The sequence below is a fragment of the Pseudoalteromonas sp. Isolate3 genome, assembly GCF_022398505.1.
Lineage (GTDB): Bacteria > Pseudomonadota > Gammaproteobacteria > Enterobacterales > Alteromonadaceae > Pseudoalteromonas > Pseudoalteromonas apostichopi.
Window position 1 is genome coordinate 15,294 of sequence record NZ_JAKEVN010000041.1, and the last position, 17,823, is coordinate 33,116.

At 40.1% G+C, this 17,823-nt stretch carries 19 protein-coding genes; 7 read left to right on the plus strand and 12 right to left on the minus strand.

Annotation, left to right across the window (positions count from 1 at the left end):
- Nucleotides 1-7: 7 nt before the first annotated feature.
- Nucleotides 8-688, minus strand: coding sequence for a 7-cyano-7-deazaguanine synthase QueC (queC, locus tag L1D46_RS10170; protein WP_267894589.1), 681 nt, complete (start codon nucleotides 686-688; stop codon nucleotides 8-10).
- Nucleotides 689-809: 121 nt separating this feature from the next.
- On the opposite strand from queC, the gene queE reads away from it, so the two are divergent.
- Nucleotides 810-1,475: a 7-carboxy-7-deazaguanine synthase QueE gene (gene queE, locus L1D46_RS10175; protein WP_130051902.1), complete on the plus strand. Its 666-nt coding sequence runs from the start codon at nucleotides 810-812 to the stop codon at nucleotides 1,473-1,475.
- A gap of 16 nt (nucleotides 1,476-1,491) precedes the next feature.
- On the opposite strand, the gene L1D46_RS10180 is transcribed toward queE, so the two are convergent.
- The 3 genes from L1D46_RS10180 to L1D46_RS10190 form a co-directional block, all read right to left on the minus strand.
- Entirely contained in the window at nucleotides 1,492-1,983 is a 492-nt protein-coding gene (locus tag L1D46_RS10180) for a DUF6622 family protein (protein WP_239977508.1), read from the minus strand.
- Nucleotides 1,984-2,158: 175 nt separating this feature from the next.
- The gene (gene bcp, locus L1D46_RS10185) at nucleotides 2,159-2,638 is read right to left on the minus strand and encodes a thioredoxin-dependent thiol peroxidase (RefSeq protein ID WP_130051901.1); all 480 of its coding nucleotides are present in this window, start codon (nucleotides 2,636-2,638) and stop codon (nucleotides 2,159-2,161) included.
- Between the two features lie 10 nt (nucleotides 2,639-2,648).
- Nucleotides 2,649-3,182: an ACT domain-containing protein gene (locus tag L1D46_RS10190; protein WP_130051900.1), complete on the minus strand. Its 534-nt coding sequence runs from the start codon at nucleotides 3,180-3,182 to the stop codon at nucleotides 2,649-2,651.
- Between the two features lie 368 nt (nucleotides 3,183-3,550).
- Here L1D46_RS10190 and bamC point away from each other — a divergent pair, with 368 nt between their 5' ends.
- Both bamC and L1D46_RS10200 read left to right on the plus strand, forming a co-directional pair.
- Nucleotides 3,551-4,612 (plus strand): outer membrane protein assembly factor BamC, encoded by a 1,062-nt coding sequence (bamC, locus tag L1D46_RS10195; RefSeq protein ID WP_239977509.1) that lies wholly within the window; start codon nucleotides 3,551-3,553, stop codon nucleotides 4,610-4,612.
- Nucleotides 4,613-4,683: 71 nt separating this feature from the next.
- Nucleotides 4,684-6,051, plus strand: a complete 1,368-nt coding sequence (locus tag L1D46_RS10200) for a YjiH family protein (protein WP_130051898.1) — start codon at nucleotides 4,684-4,686, stop codon at nucleotides 6,049-6,051.
- Between the two features lie 33 nt (nucleotides 6,052-6,084).
- On the opposite strand, the gene L1D46_RS10205 is transcribed toward L1D46_RS10200, so the two are convergent.
- Together L1D46_RS10205 and L1D46_RS10210 are read right to left on the minus strand one after the other, a co-directional pair.
- Nucleotides 6,085-6,231, minus strand: a complete 147-nt coding sequence (locus L1D46_RS10205; protein WP_130051897.1) for a DUF2897 family protein — start codon at nucleotides 6,229-6,231, stop codon at nucleotides 6,085-6,087.
- A 39-nt stretch (nucleotides 6,232-6,270) separates the two neighbouring features.
- Nucleotides 6,271-6,777 carry an acyloxyacyl hydrolase gene (locus L1D46_RS10210; protein ID WP_130052309.1) on the minus strand — a complete coding sequence of 169 codons (507 nt, stop codon included), beginning with the start codon at nucleotides 6,775-6,777 and terminating at the stop codon, nucleotides 6,271-6,273.
- A 265-nt stretch (nucleotides 6,778-7,042) separates the two neighbouring features.
- Between L1D46_RS10210 and L1D46_RS10215 the strand changes: the two genes are divergently transcribed.
- Both L1D46_RS10215 and L1D46_RS10220 read left to right on the plus strand, forming a co-directional pair.
- A complete protein-coding gene (locus L1D46_RS10215; RefSeq protein ID WP_239977510.1) occupies nucleotides 7,043-7,636 on the plus strand; it encodes an ABC transporter substrate-binding protein in 594 nt (197 codons plus the stop codon).
- A gap of 300 nt (nucleotides 7,637-7,936) precedes the next feature.
- Entirely contained in the window at nucleotides 7,937-9,274 is a 1,338-nt protein-coding gene (locus L1D46_RS10220; RefSeq protein WP_130051895.1) for an ankyrin repeat domain-containing protein, read from the plus strand.
- 82 nt (nucleotides 9,275-9,356) lie between these two features.
- Here the strand turns inward: L1D46_RS10220 and L1D46_RS10225 are convergent, their stop codons facing one another.
- The 5 genes from L1D46_RS10225 to L1D46_RS10245 are packed head-to-tail and all read right to left on the minus strand — an operon-like array spanning nucleotide 9,357 to nucleotide 12,892.
- Entirely contained in the window at nucleotides 9,357-9,812 is a 456-nt protein-coding gene (locus tag L1D46_RS10225) for a DUF2069 domain-containing protein (protein WP_130051894.1), read from the minus strand.
- Nucleotides 9,809-10,363, minus strand: coding sequence for an NAD(P)H:quinone oxidoreductase (gene wrbA / locus L1D46_RS10230; protein WP_130051893.1), 555 nt, complete (start codon nucleotides 10,361-10,363; stop codon nucleotides 9,809-9,811). Before wrbA ends, L1D46_RS10225 begins: the two co-directional genes overlap by 4 nt.
- Complete coding sequence (gene arsC, locus L1D46_RS10235; RefSeq protein WP_167658489.1) at nucleotides 10,363-10,710, minus strand: arsenate reductase (glutaredoxin); 348 nt, start codon at nucleotides 10,708-10,710, stop codon at nucleotides 10,363-10,365. Before arsC ends, wrbA begins: the two co-directional genes overlap by 1 nt.
- Before the next feature lie 54 nt (nucleotides 10,711-10,764).
- Nucleotides 10,765-12,225, minus strand: a complete 1,461-nt coding sequence (locus L1D46_RS10240; RefSeq protein ID WP_167658490.1) for a M48 family metalloprotease — start codon at nucleotides 12,223-12,225, stop codon at nucleotides 10,765-10,767.
- 1 nt (nucleotide 12,226) lies between these two features.
- Nucleotides 12,227-12,892 carry a hypothetical protein gene (locus L1D46_RS10245; RefSeq protein WP_130052308.1) on the minus strand — a complete coding sequence of 222 codons (666 nt, stop codon included), beginning with the start codon at nucleotides 12,890-12,892 and terminating at the stop codon, nucleotides 12,227-12,229.
- Nucleotides 12,893-13,258: 366 nt separating this feature from the next.
- Here L1D46_RS10245 and L1D46_RS10250 point away from each other — a divergent pair, with 366 nt between their 5' ends.
- Both L1D46_RS10250 and L1D46_RS10255 read left to right on the plus strand, forming a co-directional pair.
- Nucleotides 13,259-14,326: an AI-2E family transporter gene (locus tag L1D46_RS10250; RefSeq protein ID WP_130051889.1), complete on the plus strand. Its 1,068-nt coding sequence runs from the start codon at nucleotides 13,259-13,261 to the stop codon at nucleotides 14,324-14,326.
- Between the two features lie 118 nt (nucleotides 14,327-14,444).
- The gene (locus tag L1D46_RS10255; RefSeq protein WP_130051888.1) at nucleotides 14,445-16,700 is read left to right on the plus strand and encodes an aminotransferase class V-fold PLP-dependent enzyme; all 2,256 of its coding nucleotides are present in this window, start codon (nucleotides 14,445-14,447) and stop codon (nucleotides 16,698-16,700) included.
- 64 nt (nucleotides 16,701-16,764) lie between these two features.
- Here the strand turns inward: L1D46_RS10255 and L1D46_RS10260 are convergent, their stop codons facing one another.
- Complete coding sequence (locus tag L1D46_RS10260; RefSeq protein WP_239977511.1) at nucleotides 16,765-17,796, minus strand: LacI family DNA-binding transcriptional regulator; 1,032 nt, start codon at nucleotides 17,794-17,796, stop codon at nucleotides 16,765-16,767.
- Nucleotides 17,797-17,823 lie beyond the last annotated feature (27 nt).

Here is a 17,823-nt window from a genome sequence, read left to right on the forward strand (position 1 = left end):
TTTTTGTTTATTCGTATTCGATAGGATCGGTAACGTTATTAAGTGCAAAGGCTTCCAAGCGCTCTTGACAAGCACCACATTTGCCACAGGCTTTGTCACGGCCGTTGTAGCATGTCCAAGTTTGGCTGTAATCAAGACCCATTTTTAAGCCGTCTGTTAAAATATCGATTTTAGTATTGTTTAAATATGGACTGAAAATCTCAACAGCGTCGTAGTTGGCAATACGGCAAACATCATCCATTTTTTGAACGAATTCAGGGCGACAGTCAGGATAAATTGCATGATCACCAGAATGTGCGCCATAGTAAACTTTGCTGGCTTTTAAAGACACCGCATAACCCACTGCAAGTGATAGTAAGATCATGTTGCGGTTTGGCACTATTGTGCTCTTCATGCTTTCTTCTTCGTAGTGACCCTCTGGCACATCGATATCATCGGTCAGTGATGAGCCCCCAATCAATTGATTGATTGCTGAAATATCAACAATCTTGTGAGAAACACCTAATTTTTCACACACTTGAGCAGCTACTTTAAGCTCTTTAACATGACGCTGGCCGTAGTCGAACGACAGGGCATATACTTCGTGGCCTTGTTGCAGGGCTTTATTTAATACGGTAAAAGAGTCCATACCGCCGGAATAAATCACAACTACTTTTTGCGTCATATCTGTTTTGCTCTTACTTTTGATAGAGGTTTACTTCAGGGCGCGATATACTACACGGCTCGGGCCTAAATAACAATTTTTGCGCGTGTTTTTGGTTTTTTGATGGTATGCATTATATATCGTTGCGTCGTAAGTGAGATCTCTTTTGTACAAAATTAACGAAGTGTTTGAAACAATTCAAGGTGAAGCAAGTTTTACTGGTACACCTTCAATCTTTTTACGTTTACAAGGCTGCCCTGTAGGCTGTGCTTGGTGTGATACAAAACAAACATGGGACGTTGATAATGTATATAAAGTGTCACTTGATGACACGGTTGAGAAAAAAGCAGACTCAGATCATTGGGCAGAAGCAACTGCGGAGCAAGTGTTAGCGCTATTTAAAGAACGTGGCTACAACGCAAAACATGTGGTGATCACAGGTGGTGAGCCTTGCATGTACGACCTAAATCCAGTGTGTGAGTTATTACACGCAAATGGTTATTCGACTCAAATTGAAACCAGCGGCACATTTGAGATTTTAGTCCCTGAACAAACATGGGTGACCGTATCACCGAAGATTAATATGCGTGGCGGTTACAAAGTATTACGCAGCGCTATGCAGCGCGCTGATGAAATTAAACACCCAGTGGCAATGCAAAAGCATGTTGAAGAGCTAGAAGATTTATTCTTAAAAACAGGTGTTAATCCGCGTCTAGTGTACCTTCAACCAATTAGCCAAAAGACCTCAGCAACTAAACTTGCCATTGAAACCTGTATTGCAAAGAACTGGCGTTTATCAGTTCAAGTACATAAATATTTAGGAATTAGCTAGTTTATCTGGCTAGTTCCTAGTATCCACTTTTTACCTTTAACACTCTAATTGCGCGGGCGATGAAAGTGCCCGATAAAATGCCGTAAAAAGCGGCAAGAGATAACACTAGAGCGGTATTAGTAAAAAGCTCTGGTTGAATACTTGTTAAGACACCCACCGCATATTTGGTGAAGAAGATAGCCATGATGAATATCATCGGCCACCAACTACCAGGCACTTTAAATGAGGCGCTTTGGACTTGATAACTTGCTGATGAAGCTGAAAACAGGAATAAACCAATAAGCGTACTGATTAAAACGCCAACTAGCCAGAGCAGCATAATAGTTAAGCTATAACCAAAGCTTGAAGTCGCACCAAAATATGATAAAGCAAGCATGCCCAGCGGCAGTATCAATAACGTGGGTTGCTTTACAAAGCGGTCATGAGTTTGTTGCCAACCAACGAAAATAAGGCCAACAAACAGACCATAAACCCAAAGTGGTGTGTGAGTTAAAATTTCAAAAATCATCTTACATCCCTGTTTTTATTATTTTTAGGAAGTTATTTAATCGTTCATTTAAAATGCAGCAATTGTTCCTATTTTATCTGCTATTTATGAAAGTTTGTCAATTGAGTCATTATCCTTCAAAAACAAAAAAAGCGTTGCACCATGGCAACGCTTTTTATTTTTTAGCTTATCGCTACTAATTCTGCGCTAAATAATCCAACACAACCTGATGATGGTCTTTGGTTTTGAATTTATCAAACACATGCTTGATTTTACCGTCTTGGCCTACAAGGAAGCTAATACGATGAATTCCTTCGTACTCCTTACCCATAAACTTCTTATAACCCCAAATACCAAACGCATCTGCAATCGCGTGATCTTCGTCAGCTAATAAGTCAAAATTAAGCTCTTTTTTGGTTTCAAAATTCTTTAAACGCTTTATTGGGTCTGGGCTGATACCCACGACACGTGTGTTTAATTTAGCAAGCTCAGCTTTTTCATCACGTAAGTTTTCAGCTTGTACGGTGCACCCTGGAGTGGATGCCTTTGGATAGAAGTAAACAAGCACTTGCTGCTCTTTTAATAGCTCAGCGAGTGTGATTGTTTCATCATTTTGATTTTGTAAACTAAAAGCAGGGGCTGTATCACCTGCCTGTAATGGATTAATTGTTTTCATGCTTTGCTCCTTAGCGAATGCGTCTGAAAATATAATCTACGTTCAAACTGCGAGAAAGATCTTCAAAGCTCACTTTAAAGTTATCAATATCGACTTCAACGGGAATATTAAACTCTAGCTCACAACGCATTTTTAGCTCATCACCTTCGTCGTACGTATCAGATTTAAGTGAACAAATGCTGATGTTATTGTCAGCAAAAAAGCGCGTAACTTTACTTAATGTTCCAGGTGTATCAATACCTGTGTATTCGAGGGTGTAACCGGCGCAAAATTCACATGCAACATGACTTGCTGTGCGTTTCATCATGGTTAAAAGGCCAAGTTCCATGCCTTTAGTTGGCAATGTATGCTCAATGCGGCTAATGGCCGACATATCACCTGCTAACAGCATGATAAAGGTAAACTCGTTGCCCAAAATAGCAATGCGACTGTCAATTATATTGCAATGGCAATCACTCACTAACTGAGTTAATTCGCTAACGATACCGGGTCTATCTTCGCCAATCGCAGTGAGCACTATCTGATGATTTGTAAAAGCAGTCATGGAATTTTAAATACCTAGTAATTAACAATACCAATGGATATAAGCTTGAGTAAGCTTTGATTTCACGTGAGTTTAATACCGCACGGCGGCGAAGTTTAACATAATTTGCATTGTTAACGATAGCGACGATTAATTAAGCCGTGAATAAAGTGCGCTCTTTCTTGTTTTTAGGGGCATCTGAAAGTACCATAGTTAAAATTTTGCAAGGCGACAAGCAAACAAATACGTTACGCTAGCCGAATCTATTCGGGTTTTTTGCATAAAAACTATAAATGTAAAGTTAAAAGTGATTTTACAGTGAACCAAATCGGCATTACCCACTCATATATTTGTTAAAAAAATTAAGGGTTTGCTAAGGAGAAATATCTGTGCAGTATTGGATCTCAAAGGCGCTTGCTGTAAGCGTAATGGTAAGTTTAACAGGGTGTGGTGTATTTACCGACGAAGCACATCAAAAACGTAATTATCGAGCAAATGAACCGGTCAAAGCACCAGCAGGTTTAGCGCAACCAGCTCTAGATCCAACATATAAAATGGATGTTGCGCAATATGACAATAATCCTGAAGCTAAAAACTATCGTCCGCCAGCGCAAGTTATTACCATTGCTCAAGGTACTTGGGTTGAAGAAGGTGACACTGAAGCGCGGGTCTATTTTGATAAAAACGATGGTATAGAAGATTTAGATGTATTTATCTGGAACTCTATAAAAGCCGTTCTAGCTGAAAAAAATACCGCAGCTTTGAAAGAAGATAAAGCATCAAATTCAATTGAAACAGGTTGGTATGCGATTATTAAACCTGAAGAAGGTTGGTTTTGGGAAAGCGAAAGCGAAGTATCACAACAACGTTTTATATTTACTATTGAAGAAAAGTCGCATCAGCGTACAGCTTCTTTAACAGCTAAACTTGCTGATTATAAAAGCGACTCAGTACCGTTAACACCATTACTACAGCAACAACTTGAAGTACGTGCTTTAAACCAAGTGATTGCTGAGTTTGATTACCGTTACCGTCAACTAGAAGTTGAAATGCGTAAACAACAAGGCATTATTTCATTAGAAATGGGCTTTGATAACAAAGGTAATGCGGCACTGGTTACTGAGCAAGATTACAACATGGTGTTTGATCGTTTCTCTGGCTTCTTAGAGCGATTATCTTTCACTATCGTAGAGATTGACCAAGAACGTGGTTTGATTACGGCTGATTACAAAAAGCCTGAGTCAAGCGTATGGGATTCAATTTGGGGTGAAGAACTAGCTGAGCTACCAATTGAAGAAGGCCAATATCAAATTCTTGTTAGCCGTACCAATGATGGCGGTACAAGTTTAACTTGGATGGACTCTGAAGGTTCGACATTAGAGCCTGGTACAATGAATGACCTCCAGCAAGCATTAGAAAATGCACTGCGTCAACGCGGTATCAATATTTAATAATTAAAAAAGTTAAAACCACCACAAAAAGAGCTTCGCCGCTCTTTTTGTGGTTTTTACAGGTTGAAAATATGTCTAACTTAAACACAGCAAATCGCAGTGACTTGCGAACCTTGTTTACCTTTTTCGTTCCTTCACTTATAGGTGTCTTTTTGTTTATGACGCCGGTACCCATAGGTGAAGCAATGACTATTCCGATTGCTGTTATGGCAAAAGCAGTGCAAGAGTGGATTGCCCCATTTGCATTGGGTTTAATCACCAGTATCGTTTGTATCACCGGTGTTTTATCTTTGATAATAAAGCTGTTTAAACCACAGCCATTACTTAAGTTTTTTATCATTAAACACTTATTTGATGTTAGTTGGCTGTGGCTGAGTGTTCGGTTACTGGGCATGATATTTATTATTCTGACTTACACGAAGCAAGGTCCTGAAATGATTATTTCAGGGAATACTGGTGCGTTAGTATTAAACGACTTGCTGCCCGTATTGTTTTCTGTGTTTGTTTTAGCGGGGTTATTATTACCGTTATTATTAAATTTCGGTCTCCTAGAGCTAGTGGGTACGTTATTAACTAAGGTTATGCGCCCACTTTTTGGTGTTCCTGGTCGAAGTGCAGTTAACTGTGTGGCATCTTGGTTAGGTGATGGTAGTGTAGGTATTTTGATGACCGCTCGTCAGTATGAAGATAAACATTATACACAACGTGAAGCAGCCATTATTGGTACCACTTTCTCAGCTGTATCAATTACCTTTTGTTTAGTTGTTATTGGTCAAGTAAAGCTTGAACACCTATTTGCACCGTTTTATTTAACGGTGTGTTTAGCGGGTTTAGCAGCTGCGCTAATTGTGCCTCGCTTACCACCGCTACGCTTTAAAAAAGATCTCTATGTAGATGGAACTGAGCCTGATAAAGACGCAGAATCAGTACCTGAAGGTAAAACATTGGTTTCTCACTCACTTGATGTGGCACTTGCTAAAGCACGCACTGCACCGGGTTTTGCTGGTACAGTGAAAGAAGGCTTACATAACGCATTTGATATGGTATTTGCTGTATTACCTGTGGTTATGGCTGTGGGCACATTTGCTTTGATTATTGCTGAATATACGCCAATTTTTGAATATATGGGCAAACCTTTTGTTCCATTCTTAGAGCTATTACAAGTACCAGAAGCTGAAGCTGCTGCACAAACAATTATGGTTGGCTTTGCTGATATGTTTATTCCGTCGATTCTTGCGGCTGGTAGTATCGAAAGTGATGTAACACGCTTTATCATTGCTGCAATGAGTGTGACGCAATTGATTTATATGTCGGAAGTAGGTGCACTGCTTTTAGGTAGCAAAATCCCGGTTAATATTATCGAATTGTTCTTCATCTTTATTTTAAGAACCTTAGTAACATTACCGGTGATTGTCTTAATGGCACATTGGTTAGTGTAAACAAAGCTAAAACCTTAAATAGAAAAGCCCTGATTATTCATCAGGGCTTTTTTTATCTTCATTATCATCGCTTTTAGGCACTTTGAAGTCCATTTTTGCTGCATGTTTTAGCAACATAAGGTTACCAACTACCACACCAAATACGGCAACAACAATGGCTATAATTTGCCAAGTTTCCATCTTTAAATCCTGCCGATATACACAGCGATATAGTAGCACTTAAAATCGTTTTGCATAAGACAGTGAAATAAAATCAAGGCCGGGGTTAGGGCTTTTGAAGCCTGCATTTGAGTAATGTAAATATCTAACTGCTAAGGTTGAGTCGTCACCTAGGTCTGCAACTAAACCCAATCTATCTTCGAACTGATAGTGAGTACTAACGTTTTTGCCAGCAAAATGGGTGTCATCTAACAATGAAACACCAATCCCAAACTCCACATAAACAGGCATGTTTTTCAGATTAAATACAGGGTATTGGATCACCGGAGACATAGCTAACACGATATTAGTTTGATGTTTGTTGTCTTTGCCATACTGCCAAATATTAAAACTAGACTCGAAGTACAAACGGGCGTGTTGAAAAGGCAGCTTTTCATTGGGTATATGGTACTGGTAGGCCAGCTTTAAGCCTTTCACATCACCTTCACCTTGGATGTAATCAACCGCATAGCCATGGTTTGAAGCGGCATAAGTCGGTGTTGCTAGTAGGGCGGCTACACTTAACATAAGTGCTTTTAGTGGGTGCTTTAGTTTCATCTCGGTACTTCTCATTATGACTGTGAGCAAGTAGATAAGGGTGAGGGTAGGGGCTTTTCAATGTGCGTAAAAACACAGAAGCTGTGCACATTTTCATATTTTTTAGCAATTGACTGAAAACTATGGGAAAAACCGATTGGTGCTTAATTGGCATTAAAACGGTGTCGGATTGTTTCTTTTTTTATGGATTTAATATCGGTATATTAGCGAAAATTTTCGTTGAGAGGTGAATACGATGACCAAACTAGTTAACTCATTTTTGCTTATAGCTGCGCTTTTTACTGCAACTGCTTTTGCCAGTGAAGACCGCTCGCCTAAGCAACTATTAGAATCAGTCACAGCAGATTTATTTGTTGATATCGCAAATGTAAATGCGAAGGGTGATGCAAGTTCAGAAGCAATGGCAAGCATTGTAGAAAAACGTTTATTGCCGCACATGGATATTAAGTTTGTATCGTATAAGCTTTTAGGTAAGCACATTAAAGGCCTACGTCGTGAGCAAGCTGTTGATTTTATTGCTGCGGTTGAGCATTACTTAACAGTAACTTATGCCGGCGCACTAATGAAATACACAGGCCAAAAAGTTATTTTTGATCAATCACAACTCATCGACGGTGGTTATGCAACAGTTAAAACGCAAATTGTTGATGACAATGCGCCAGCCATCGATTTGCACTTTAAATTACGCCAAGGCAAAGATAAGCAGTGGAAAGTATACGATATCGTTGCTGAAGGCATTTCACTGTTAAGCGCGAAGCAAAAAGAAGTATTGCAACGCATCAGTCAAGTGGGTATCGACGAAGTCACAAGCGAATTAGCAAGTAAGTAAGTTAGCTTAAAGCTCGATTACCTTCACCTCATCGAGCATTTTAGCTACTTTCAGTCTCCAACCAAGCAGTGAGCACCGTCCATGTGCCGCTGCTTTTCTATTTTCTTTAAAAATCACCTACTTTGCGCTAGCACCTGTAACCCTCTGTGGTAGAATCATGCTACTTTTCTTGTTTACCAAAGTATCTGTTCAGATACTGTGTTATTGGTTGCAATATTAAGCAAACTGTCAGTTAAATTTTGCTATAACTGAGTGCTTAATAAGACATCGAATAATGTGCAGCGGAGTTGTGTTTTTTTAATGGAAAATGTACTGATTTGGCCAAAGGAATACCCGTTACTGATCAAAGGATTAGCTGAGCAAAACGGGGCCTATATTTTAGATGCTTTAGAAGCTTGGCCGGCATGTCGTTCTACTAATGAAGATGACGGTGTGTGTACGACGGTTCTTCCGCCTATTTACTACCTCACTTGGTTGACTCCTCTTGAACCGTTTGAAGAGTGTTATTTCCAACACATTTCTGAGTTTGATGAAGCTGCGTTGCATTATGTTAATGCTATGAAATCGCACTTTTTAGAAAACGATTACACCCCTGAGAGTCTTGTGTTAATGCTGTGCCAGCGCTTAGAGAAATACGCCAGCGCATTTGCACAGTCGGCAGTTAAAACACCTATTACACTCATTCACCAGTTATTTAATCGTCGCTATTTCACTGTGATAGAGCATGTACTTAATCAAGGTGCGAAAATGTCTGCGGACGATGTGCTGGAGCTCTGGACTGAAGTTGACTTTAGAGAACGCTTTAGTGGTTTTATTCCAGAGTCTGTTGCAGATCTTGAACCTTTAACTGTGCTAGCAGCAGAAAAGGTAGCCCATGGCGAAGATTATTTCACGTTGCTTAAGCTTGTGTCACCAGACGTTGATTCTGCATCGTTACTTGAACAAGCTTTACTTGCTCACTTAAGCCATGAAAATGCTAAACAAACAATGGCAAAGCGGTTTATTGAGCAAGGTGCAACCGGTGCATTAGCTGACGCAAACGGTAAAACAGCCTTTATGTGGGCTACCGAAAAAGGCTATGTGAATGTTGTTGAGACTTTGCTTGAGTATCAAGATAAAAAATCCCAAGACAACAAAGGCAATACGGCATTACATTATGCAGTTTTAGCCGAGAATGGACCGTTACTTGTGCTGCTTCTAAAAGCAGGTTATGACTTTAGAGTTCGTAACAATGATGGTTTAAGTTGCTACCGATTAGCAGTAAGCATTAAAGCGGATAGCTTAGTGAAGTGCCTTGAACATGACTTTGGCATCAAAGAGCTTTCACCTGAAGGGCAGTTTGATCGCATTAAAAAGGTACATTTATTACATGCGATTGTAACTTTGTTACTTCCTGTGCAGCTGTTCTTCTTTTTTGATGACAGTATTTCGATTAAAAGTGAGCTAACACTTAGCTTTACGCTAATTTCAATTTTATGTTTTTTCTTTGCGACAAGCTTGAAACGATGTGCGCTTTATCCACATATACGCCATCCTTGGGGACTTTTTATTTTAAGATTGTTTTCGTTGTTTAGCTTAATTGGCCAAGTGGGTCTAGCAAGTATTGTCGCGCTAGCCACCTTAGCTGAGTTGGTGTGAAGACATAAAAACTATATAAAGTGACATAAAAAACGGCAACCTAGGTTGCCGTTTTTTGTTTCATTTTTCTAAATAAAAGTGTTTATTTGTCGTGCTCATGTGCCGCTTTTTCTTCAGCCAGCTCTTCTTTTAATTTACGTATCTTAAGGCCAAGTTCTTGTCCGCGATGGCGTGCATAATAGGTGCAGCCAATGAACATTAGGCTCGCAAAGGTTAATTCAAGTAATACCCAAATCAGCTGTTCTTGCGCGACCCAAAGTAATGTAAAACCATGGATGAAATAAAACATGACAATAAAGTTCGCCCATGCATAGGTATAAGGCTTATCTTGAATGATACCTTTTAGCGGTAGCAGCAGAGGCAGGATATATACAACAAAGATAAAGGCATTACTATGGCCTTCTCTTGGGGCAATTAAAAACAACCAAACTGGCATTAAAACTAATAAGCCGATATAACCAATCAGTGCGAAACGTTGGAATCGTTTTGTAATTGGTTTTTTGGCAACAGGCTGATTTAACTCAGGTTCCAAGCTCATTGTAATTTACTCGCAATTAGTGTCAGGCGCTTACCAACGCTTTGACATATTTTAATTTCGTCTTTACTTAACACATTACTGTTATTGCTACCGGCTACATGAGTCGCACCATATGGCGTACCGCCAGTTTCAGTCGCTAGTAATTCAGGTACTTCATAAGGCACACCTAGCAACATCATACCGTGATGTAATAGTGGCAGTGATAGATTTAACAAGGTTGCTTCATTACCACCGTGCATGCTGCTTGATGACGAAAAAACGCAAGCGGGTTTATCTATCAGCTGACCTTTAAGCCATAGATCACTGGTGGTTTCCCAAAAGCTCTTTGCTTGCGAGGCCATCATGCCAAATCGAGTAGGAGTGCCAAAGGCTAAGCCATCACAATTAATAAGATCATCTTTGCTGATCACAATATCGTGTGACTGACGCTTAACAAAAGTGCGCAACAAGGCTGTTGCACCTTGTTGCTCAATCGACTCGGCTATCTCATGAGCCATAGCTTCTACAGAGCCATGGCTTGAGTGGTATAGCACAACAATGTTTATAGCCATTAAAGCACGCTTAATACGTTTTCTGGTGGACGACCTAGAGCAGCTTTGCCTTTATTTTCAACAATTGGGCGCTCGATTAGTTTTGGATTGGCAGCCATCGCAGCAATTAACTTATCTTCATTTTGTTCGTTTTTAAGCTCAAGCTCTTTGTAGATGTCTTCTTTAGTACGCATTAATTCACGCGCTGAAGTAAAACCTAGCTGACTAATTAAAGTCGCAATTTGTTGTTCATTAAGCGGTGTTTTTAGGTATTCAACAACACTTGGTTGAATATTACTGCTTTCTAATAGGGCAAGTGTTTCACGCGATTTTGAACAACGTGGATTATGATAAATAGTCACAGACATGGTGTGTTCTCACATTTAATATTTTGGCTTATTTTAGGGCAAGCGCCGCGAGACTTAAAGTCTCGCAAGCTCTTTTTGTAATTGACGGTATTGTGTAAGTAGGGCTTTTAAACGTTGTTGTTTTACTAATTCTTCAGGCTCAACAAAGTTTAGTGCTTTTTGAATTTCATCGGCTGCTTTTAAATAAGCGCCATATTGAGCGAGCACATCGGCATGAGCTTCATGGTAGGAAGCCATATTTTCTTGCTTTTTATAGACATCAGCAATGAGCTCTTTGGCTAGATTGTTCTCAGGTTTTGCTAACAAGTAAGATTTTAGAATACGCTCCGCAAGGTCAAATTGTTTTGCTTCAATAGCGGCATTTGCATAGTTTAAGGCAATCACCTGATTGTTAGGTCTATCGATATCTAACTTAGCTAAAAATTCTACAGCCTCGTTAGCTTTACCTTGAGCAATTAGTAAGTCTGTATGGGTATCGATATAAAATAAGTTTTTTGGATCTTGCTCAAGCAATGGATTCAATACGTCGGCCGCTTCATCAAGCTTTTTCTGATCCAACAGGCTAATACCTAAACCGTATTTGAGAGCTGTGTCGTTGTGAACAGTATTTGCACGCATTAATTTACGAAACAAATCTTCCGCTGCTTTTGACTTTTGCTGATAACGAGCAATCACTCGGCTTTTAGCCAAATTGAATTCTAGGCTGTCAGCATAGTGTCTTTTTGGGTATTGCTCGGCACGTAAGCGTACATCAGATACACGACTTTCTGGTAATGGGTGAGTCAGTAAAAATGCTGGCGGCTTATACTTATAACGAATTTGTGCAGCAAGCTTAGTTAAAAACTCACTTGATTGGCGGGGGTCAAATCCTGCGTTATTAAGGGTTTGCATACCAATACGGTCAGCTTCTTGCTCAGCAGCACGGCTATGCGTTAATTGACTAAATGCCGCTTGTGTTTGGTTCGCTGAAATAATCGCAATACCGGCATCAGGTGCAACAACTGTAGCCAAAATACCAGCAATCATGCCTGCGATAGTTAATGCGCTGTTGTCTTGTTGCTGTTGAATACGGCGCGCTAAGTGGCGTTGTGTGACGTGAGCTATCTCGTGTCCAAGTACTGAGGCAAATTGGCTTTCGTTATCGGCTTGTGCGATGAGGCCTGTATGCACACCTACATGGCCGCCATAGAATGCAAATGCATTGATTTCTGAATTGTTTAGCCAGAAAAATGAAAATGGAAAACGTACATCGTTAGCGTTTGCGACCAAACGTCTGCCCAGAGTAGTGAGGTATTCATCGAGAACGGGGTCATTCACAACAGGCGATGAACCACGAATTTGCATCATCATCACTTCACCGATTGCTTGCTCTTTTTCAATCGGCAACGCTTGCAAAGCCGAGGTCCCTAAATCGGGCAGCTTAAAGTTAGTTTGTGCCTTCAACGGCTCACTATGCAGTATCGAGAATGTCAGTAATGCACTGCATAGTGTAATAAAGGCTAATTTTAGTCGCATCTTATTCCTTGTTGATTTGCTCACCTAACATGACTTTTGCTATGTCTATTTCGTCGCTGCATGCTCGGCTGTCTTTTTCGCACAATTGATAGAAATCTTTTATTGTGACTCCATCTAGCTTAACAACGTTCAATTCTCGTTGTAAAAAAGTTATGATTTTATGAGCTACTTTATGGGCATGAAGAATTAATGCTTTGTCTGCTTTATCGCCTCTTTCAAAGTAAAAACCAATGAACTTATGGAGCTGATTAAAGCGAATAAGGTTTTTCATGCTGTGCGGATCCCACACCTTAAACTCCATAAAGCGGTTGTCTTTAATAAATTGATCTACAGTAACATCTTTTGCATAAGGGTAAGCCCATAATTCAAAGCCTCGATCTGTAAAGCTTTGATGTAATGCGATTCGTGGTTTTTGCTCGCAAACAATTTCGCCCATTTCGGTTACATGGCCTCCTAATAAATCAAGGTTCCAGTTACGTGGGTCAATTAATCGCTTAACAGCATTATCAAAACCGTGGTCTAAAATCCCTTCTGATTCGCTGACTGATGATGCCACCATATGATAAAAAGGCGGCAGCTCGCCCCAGTTAATTTGTTTTTTATACCAATTTATCTCTTTAAGAGTTGGATTCGCAGGTAATTGCGCTTTATTATGCGAGCCAGGCATCATGTTTCCTTTACTACCAGTTATTGATTAAGGATAAACTATTGTTTTGCGTGTTTTAAGCAAAAAATGAGTTGTTTCTCATTATAAAGACTTATTTCCGCAAGATGCTGACATCTTATACTTATTATTCATATTAATAACGCAGTTGATTCGCTATGTTAACGGTTGATTTAAGGGACTATAAGTGCCCCCAACAATTTATTCAGTTTAAATTAGGGTTGAATAAGGCAATATCAGTTAAACAACCCGTGACTTTTACATTTAATGCTGCAGAGGCAACGGACGATATGCAGCGATTTTTAGAAAAACATCATTACCATTTTAAAATTGACCTAGAATTAGGTGTGCTAACTGTGGAGCCCATTCGTGTTTGAGTATGTAAAAGCCTGGTACGAAAATAAATTTTCAGATCCCCATTCAGTAACCTTGTTGTTACTGCTTATTGCAACCTTTGCATTTTTCTACTTTTTTGGCTCGCTAATCGTGCCTGTTTTAGTTGCCTTGGTGATTGCCTATTTACTAGATTGGCCCGTTGCTCATTTAGAAAAGCTGGGTTTAAAGCGCTTTACTGCAACGATTCTTGTTATGTTGGTATTTAGTGGCTTGATGATCATGATTATTGTTGGCATGGGGCCTGTGCTTTGGCAGCAAACCAGTAATCTAGTTCAAGAAACCCCATATATGATTGAGAAAGGTAAAGCACTGCTTTTACACCTTCCTGAAGATTACCCAAGTTTGATTACTGAAGATCAGGTTAAATCAATTGTTACCAGTGTTGAAACTAAAGCCATTGAGTTTGGTCAGTTGGTGTTATCCGTATCGTTAACCTCTATTAAAGATGTAGCAGCTTGGCTGATTTATCTGATTTTAGTGCCGCTCTTAGTGTTCTTTATGCTTAAAGATAAATTAGAGCTGACGCAAAGTGCTGAGCGATTATTGCCAAAGCAGCGCCGTTTGATCATTCAAGTGTGGCAAGAAATGAATCAGCAAATCATGAATTATATCCGCGGGAAGGTATTCGAGATTTTAATTGTGGGCACTGCATCCTTCATCTCCTTTGCAGTTCTTGATCTTCGTTATGCAGCCTTATTAAGTGTGTTGGTTGGCTTATCAGTTCTGATTCCATTTGTAGGGGCAGCATTGGTGACTATTCCTGTGGCAGCGGTGGCGTTATTCCAATTTGGCTTAGAAACACAATTTTGGACCATTCTAATTATCTATGGCGTGATCCAAGCACTTGATGGCAACGTTTTAGTGCCATTGCTGTTCTCTGAAGCTGTCGATTTAAACCCTGTGTTTATCATAGTGGCTGTGCTGTTTTTTGGTGGCTTATGGGGGTTTTGGGGCGTATTTTTCGCGATACCACTTGCGTCATTGGTTAAAGCACTTATTAATGCATGGTCTTCAAAACAGGTTGAACTAATCGAAAATTAGCTTAGTCTTAAAAAGTATAGAAAACGCACTTTACTGACTAATTGATTATTATAATTTAGCCGTGAAAAATGTAAAATAGGTTATAAGATATATCTTTTAGTAATATGGTGCGTTTTACATGGCAAATTTTTACCTTCCTGACGATGCTAATCAGCAAATTTATTTAGATGCGAATGCAACGACTCCTGTACTTCCTGAAATTGCCGATGTGGTTTCGCATACGATGCGAGTATGTTTTGGTAACCCATCAAGCTCTCATATTACTGGTATTCAAGCAAAGCACTTATTAGAGCAAACGCGTAACAAAGCGCGTGAAGTAATTGGCGCAACCGACGGCGATATTTTATTTACCTCTGGTGCAACCGAAGGTATTCAAACGGCGGTTGTTTCAACGCTTATTGCTGCGAAAAATCACCCAATTGAGAACCCGGTATTACTTTATGGGGCAACAGAACATAAAGCAGTGCCAAATACCCTAAAACATTGGAACAGCGTGCTTGATATTAATGCACAGGTGTTAGCTATTCCCGTTGATAAAAACGGTATTTTAGATCACGAATTTATTCGCAAACATGCAGCTAATGCGCTGATGATTTGTACTATGGCGGTCAATAACGAAACCGGTGTATTCCAAGACTTAATCGCTATTGAGCAAGTTATTCGTAGTGAAAACACCCATGTTGCTTGGATGGTAGATTGCGTACAAGCCTTAGGCAAAACCAACTTAGCGCTAAGCCAAACAACCATTGATTACGCCCCATTCTCAGGCCATAAATTGTATGCCCCTAAAGGAATTGGCGTACTTTATATTCGTGAAGGCAGTGCATATACACCGTTTATTGCTGGTGGCGGCCAAGAAAGCGGTATGCGATCAGGCACCGAAAACTTACCAGGTATTGCCGGTTTAAATAAGCTGTTCTCGTTATTACTTGATAAACAAAACCAAACATTCAAACCAATTGAGCAGCTACATGCTTATCGTGAGCAATTATTAGGAGCACTAACAGACACCTTTGGCAGCATCACGTTTAACCACAGTTTTGAGCATTCAGTGCCAACAACGTTGAACTTTGCAGTTAATGAATTAACGAGTAAAGAAGTGATGGATTTATTTGATGCTGCGGGTATCCGTGTTAGTGGCGGTTCTGCATGTAGCTCAGGCGCAAATCGTAGTTTTGTACTTGATGCGATGGGGGCCAGTGATTGGCAAAGTGAAAACGCGATACGTATGTCGTTTGGCCCTGCTGTAAATCAACAAGAAATTGACTTTGCTTGCGATAAAATTCGTTCTTTAAAACCGATTCTAGAAGCAAACTGCCTTGTTGTGTCTGATAGTACATCACCTCAACACGAAGTCTGTGCGATTGGCTTAACACAACTTCGCCATCAAGCTGCGTGCTGCTGGCTTTATGTTGATAGCGATAAAAACGCAGTGGTGATTGATCCTATCATCGAGCTTATTCCACGTATGGCGAAAATTGTTGCGACACAAGGTCTAACAGTAAAAGCGATTTTAGATACCCATAACCACCAAGAGCGTTTATCGGCTCGTTGTTTGTTAACCAAAGAGCTAGCAGAGCGTTATGTTGCTAGCGAGATAGATGAACTTGGTTGGCCTAAAGAGTCACAGGCTATCGAATTAACTGGTGTACGCTTAACTAAATTAGCGACACCGGGACATAGTAAAGATAGTGCCAGCTACTTATTAACAGATACTCAAAGTGGTAATGTGAGCTATTGCTTCTGTGGCGATTTAATCTTACCGGGTGGTTTAGGTAATACGGCTATTAGTGGCGGCGATGCTGCGCAAATGGCACAGTCATTAAAGCAGCTTGCTATAGCAATACAAGATTCAACGGTGATTTGCTCGGGTCATGATTATCAACAATGTTTTGCTATGGATTGGCATGCGCAAAAAGAGACCACGCCGCTATTAGCACAGTTATTGAATGACCAAATATCGGATACGCAGTTTATTGAGTTAAAACATCAAGCTGATGAACAAAAGCATACTGCAAGTCATTCTTTATGTGGTTATGTTGAAACCCTTGAAAGCGCACCTATGAAACAGCTCACTGCAGCGGATGCTAAAGCGATGCTTGACTCTCAAGCTACTTATATAATTGATACTCGTGAGCCTTATGAACATGGCGCGAATAACCTTTCAGAGTTATTTTCCGTTGCTAATAGTAAAGTGATCAACATTCCATTGAGCCGTATGGCAAATGCCATCGTCGAAGAGCAATTAGATAAAACGCATACTTATATCTTGGTTTGTCGAAGCGGTAACCGCTCAAAGCAAGCAGCAAATAACCTGTCACAACTTGGTTTTGAAAAGGTATATAACTTAGATGGTGGTTTAGCGTTGTTGTAAAAGGTAATTTCAGTCCTTCATTAAAAAAGCCGCTATTTAGCGGCTTTTTTGTAAGCTGTTTAAGTTAGGCTGTTATGGGGCCTGAACTTTCACGTACCACTAATGATGGGGTAAAGGTCGTGATAATGTCTTTATCTTGATTCCGTGCACCACGGGTTTTTCTGAACAACAGGCGTGCTGCATGCTGTGAAATTACATCATTTGCTTGATGGGCTGTGGTAAGCTTTGGCCAAGTTTGACGCGAGAATGGAGAATCTTCGAACCCAGTAATTGATAACTGCTGTGGAATTTCAATACCCATTAAGCGTGAGGCGAATAACGCGCCAGCTGCCATTTCATCGTTTCCGCCAAGTAGGGCAGTGATGCTTTTCGGGTTACTCTCACCAAGCAATGCTTTTGCACCTTCAACACCTGATTCAAAAGAGTACTGGCCTTCGTAGATTAGCTCATCCTTCAATATGATGCTGTGATCTTTTAATGCAGCCTGATAACCCGCTAAACGTTCAGTCGTAGATTTATGTTCTTTATCGCCGCATAAAAAACCAATGTTTTTATGACCAAGCGAGAGTAAGTGAGAAGTAATTTCGTATGCAGCCGCGTAGTCATTTACATAAATACAGGTGTCTTGGTCTTCCTCTGTAGGGCGACCGGAGAGTACACGCACATAATGAATGCCCATTTCATCAAGCATATCGATGATACTGCTTTGTTCTGATAGGGGTGGTGTTAACACTAAACCAGCCAAACGAGAGCGCTTTATCATGGTTTTGAAGTCTTCTTCCATGTTGCCATCGAGGTAGTTACAAGGGTGAATGACTAGTTCATAGCCTTCTTCTTTACAACGCGACAATACGCCATTTTGCATGTCGATGACATAATAAGCATTCGGGTTGTCATAAACTAAACCAACAGTAAAAGACGATGTGCCTGCTAGGTTACGAGCTGCAAGGTTTGGTTGATAGTTCAACGTGTTAACAGCGTCCATCACTATGTCGTAAGTTTTTTTTCTGACCGATGGCTCTTTATTGATCACTCGCGAGACTGTTTTCATTGAAACACCAGCGAGCTTGGCTACATCATTTATGGTTACTTTCATACTGTTACTTTATAGTTAGTTATATTT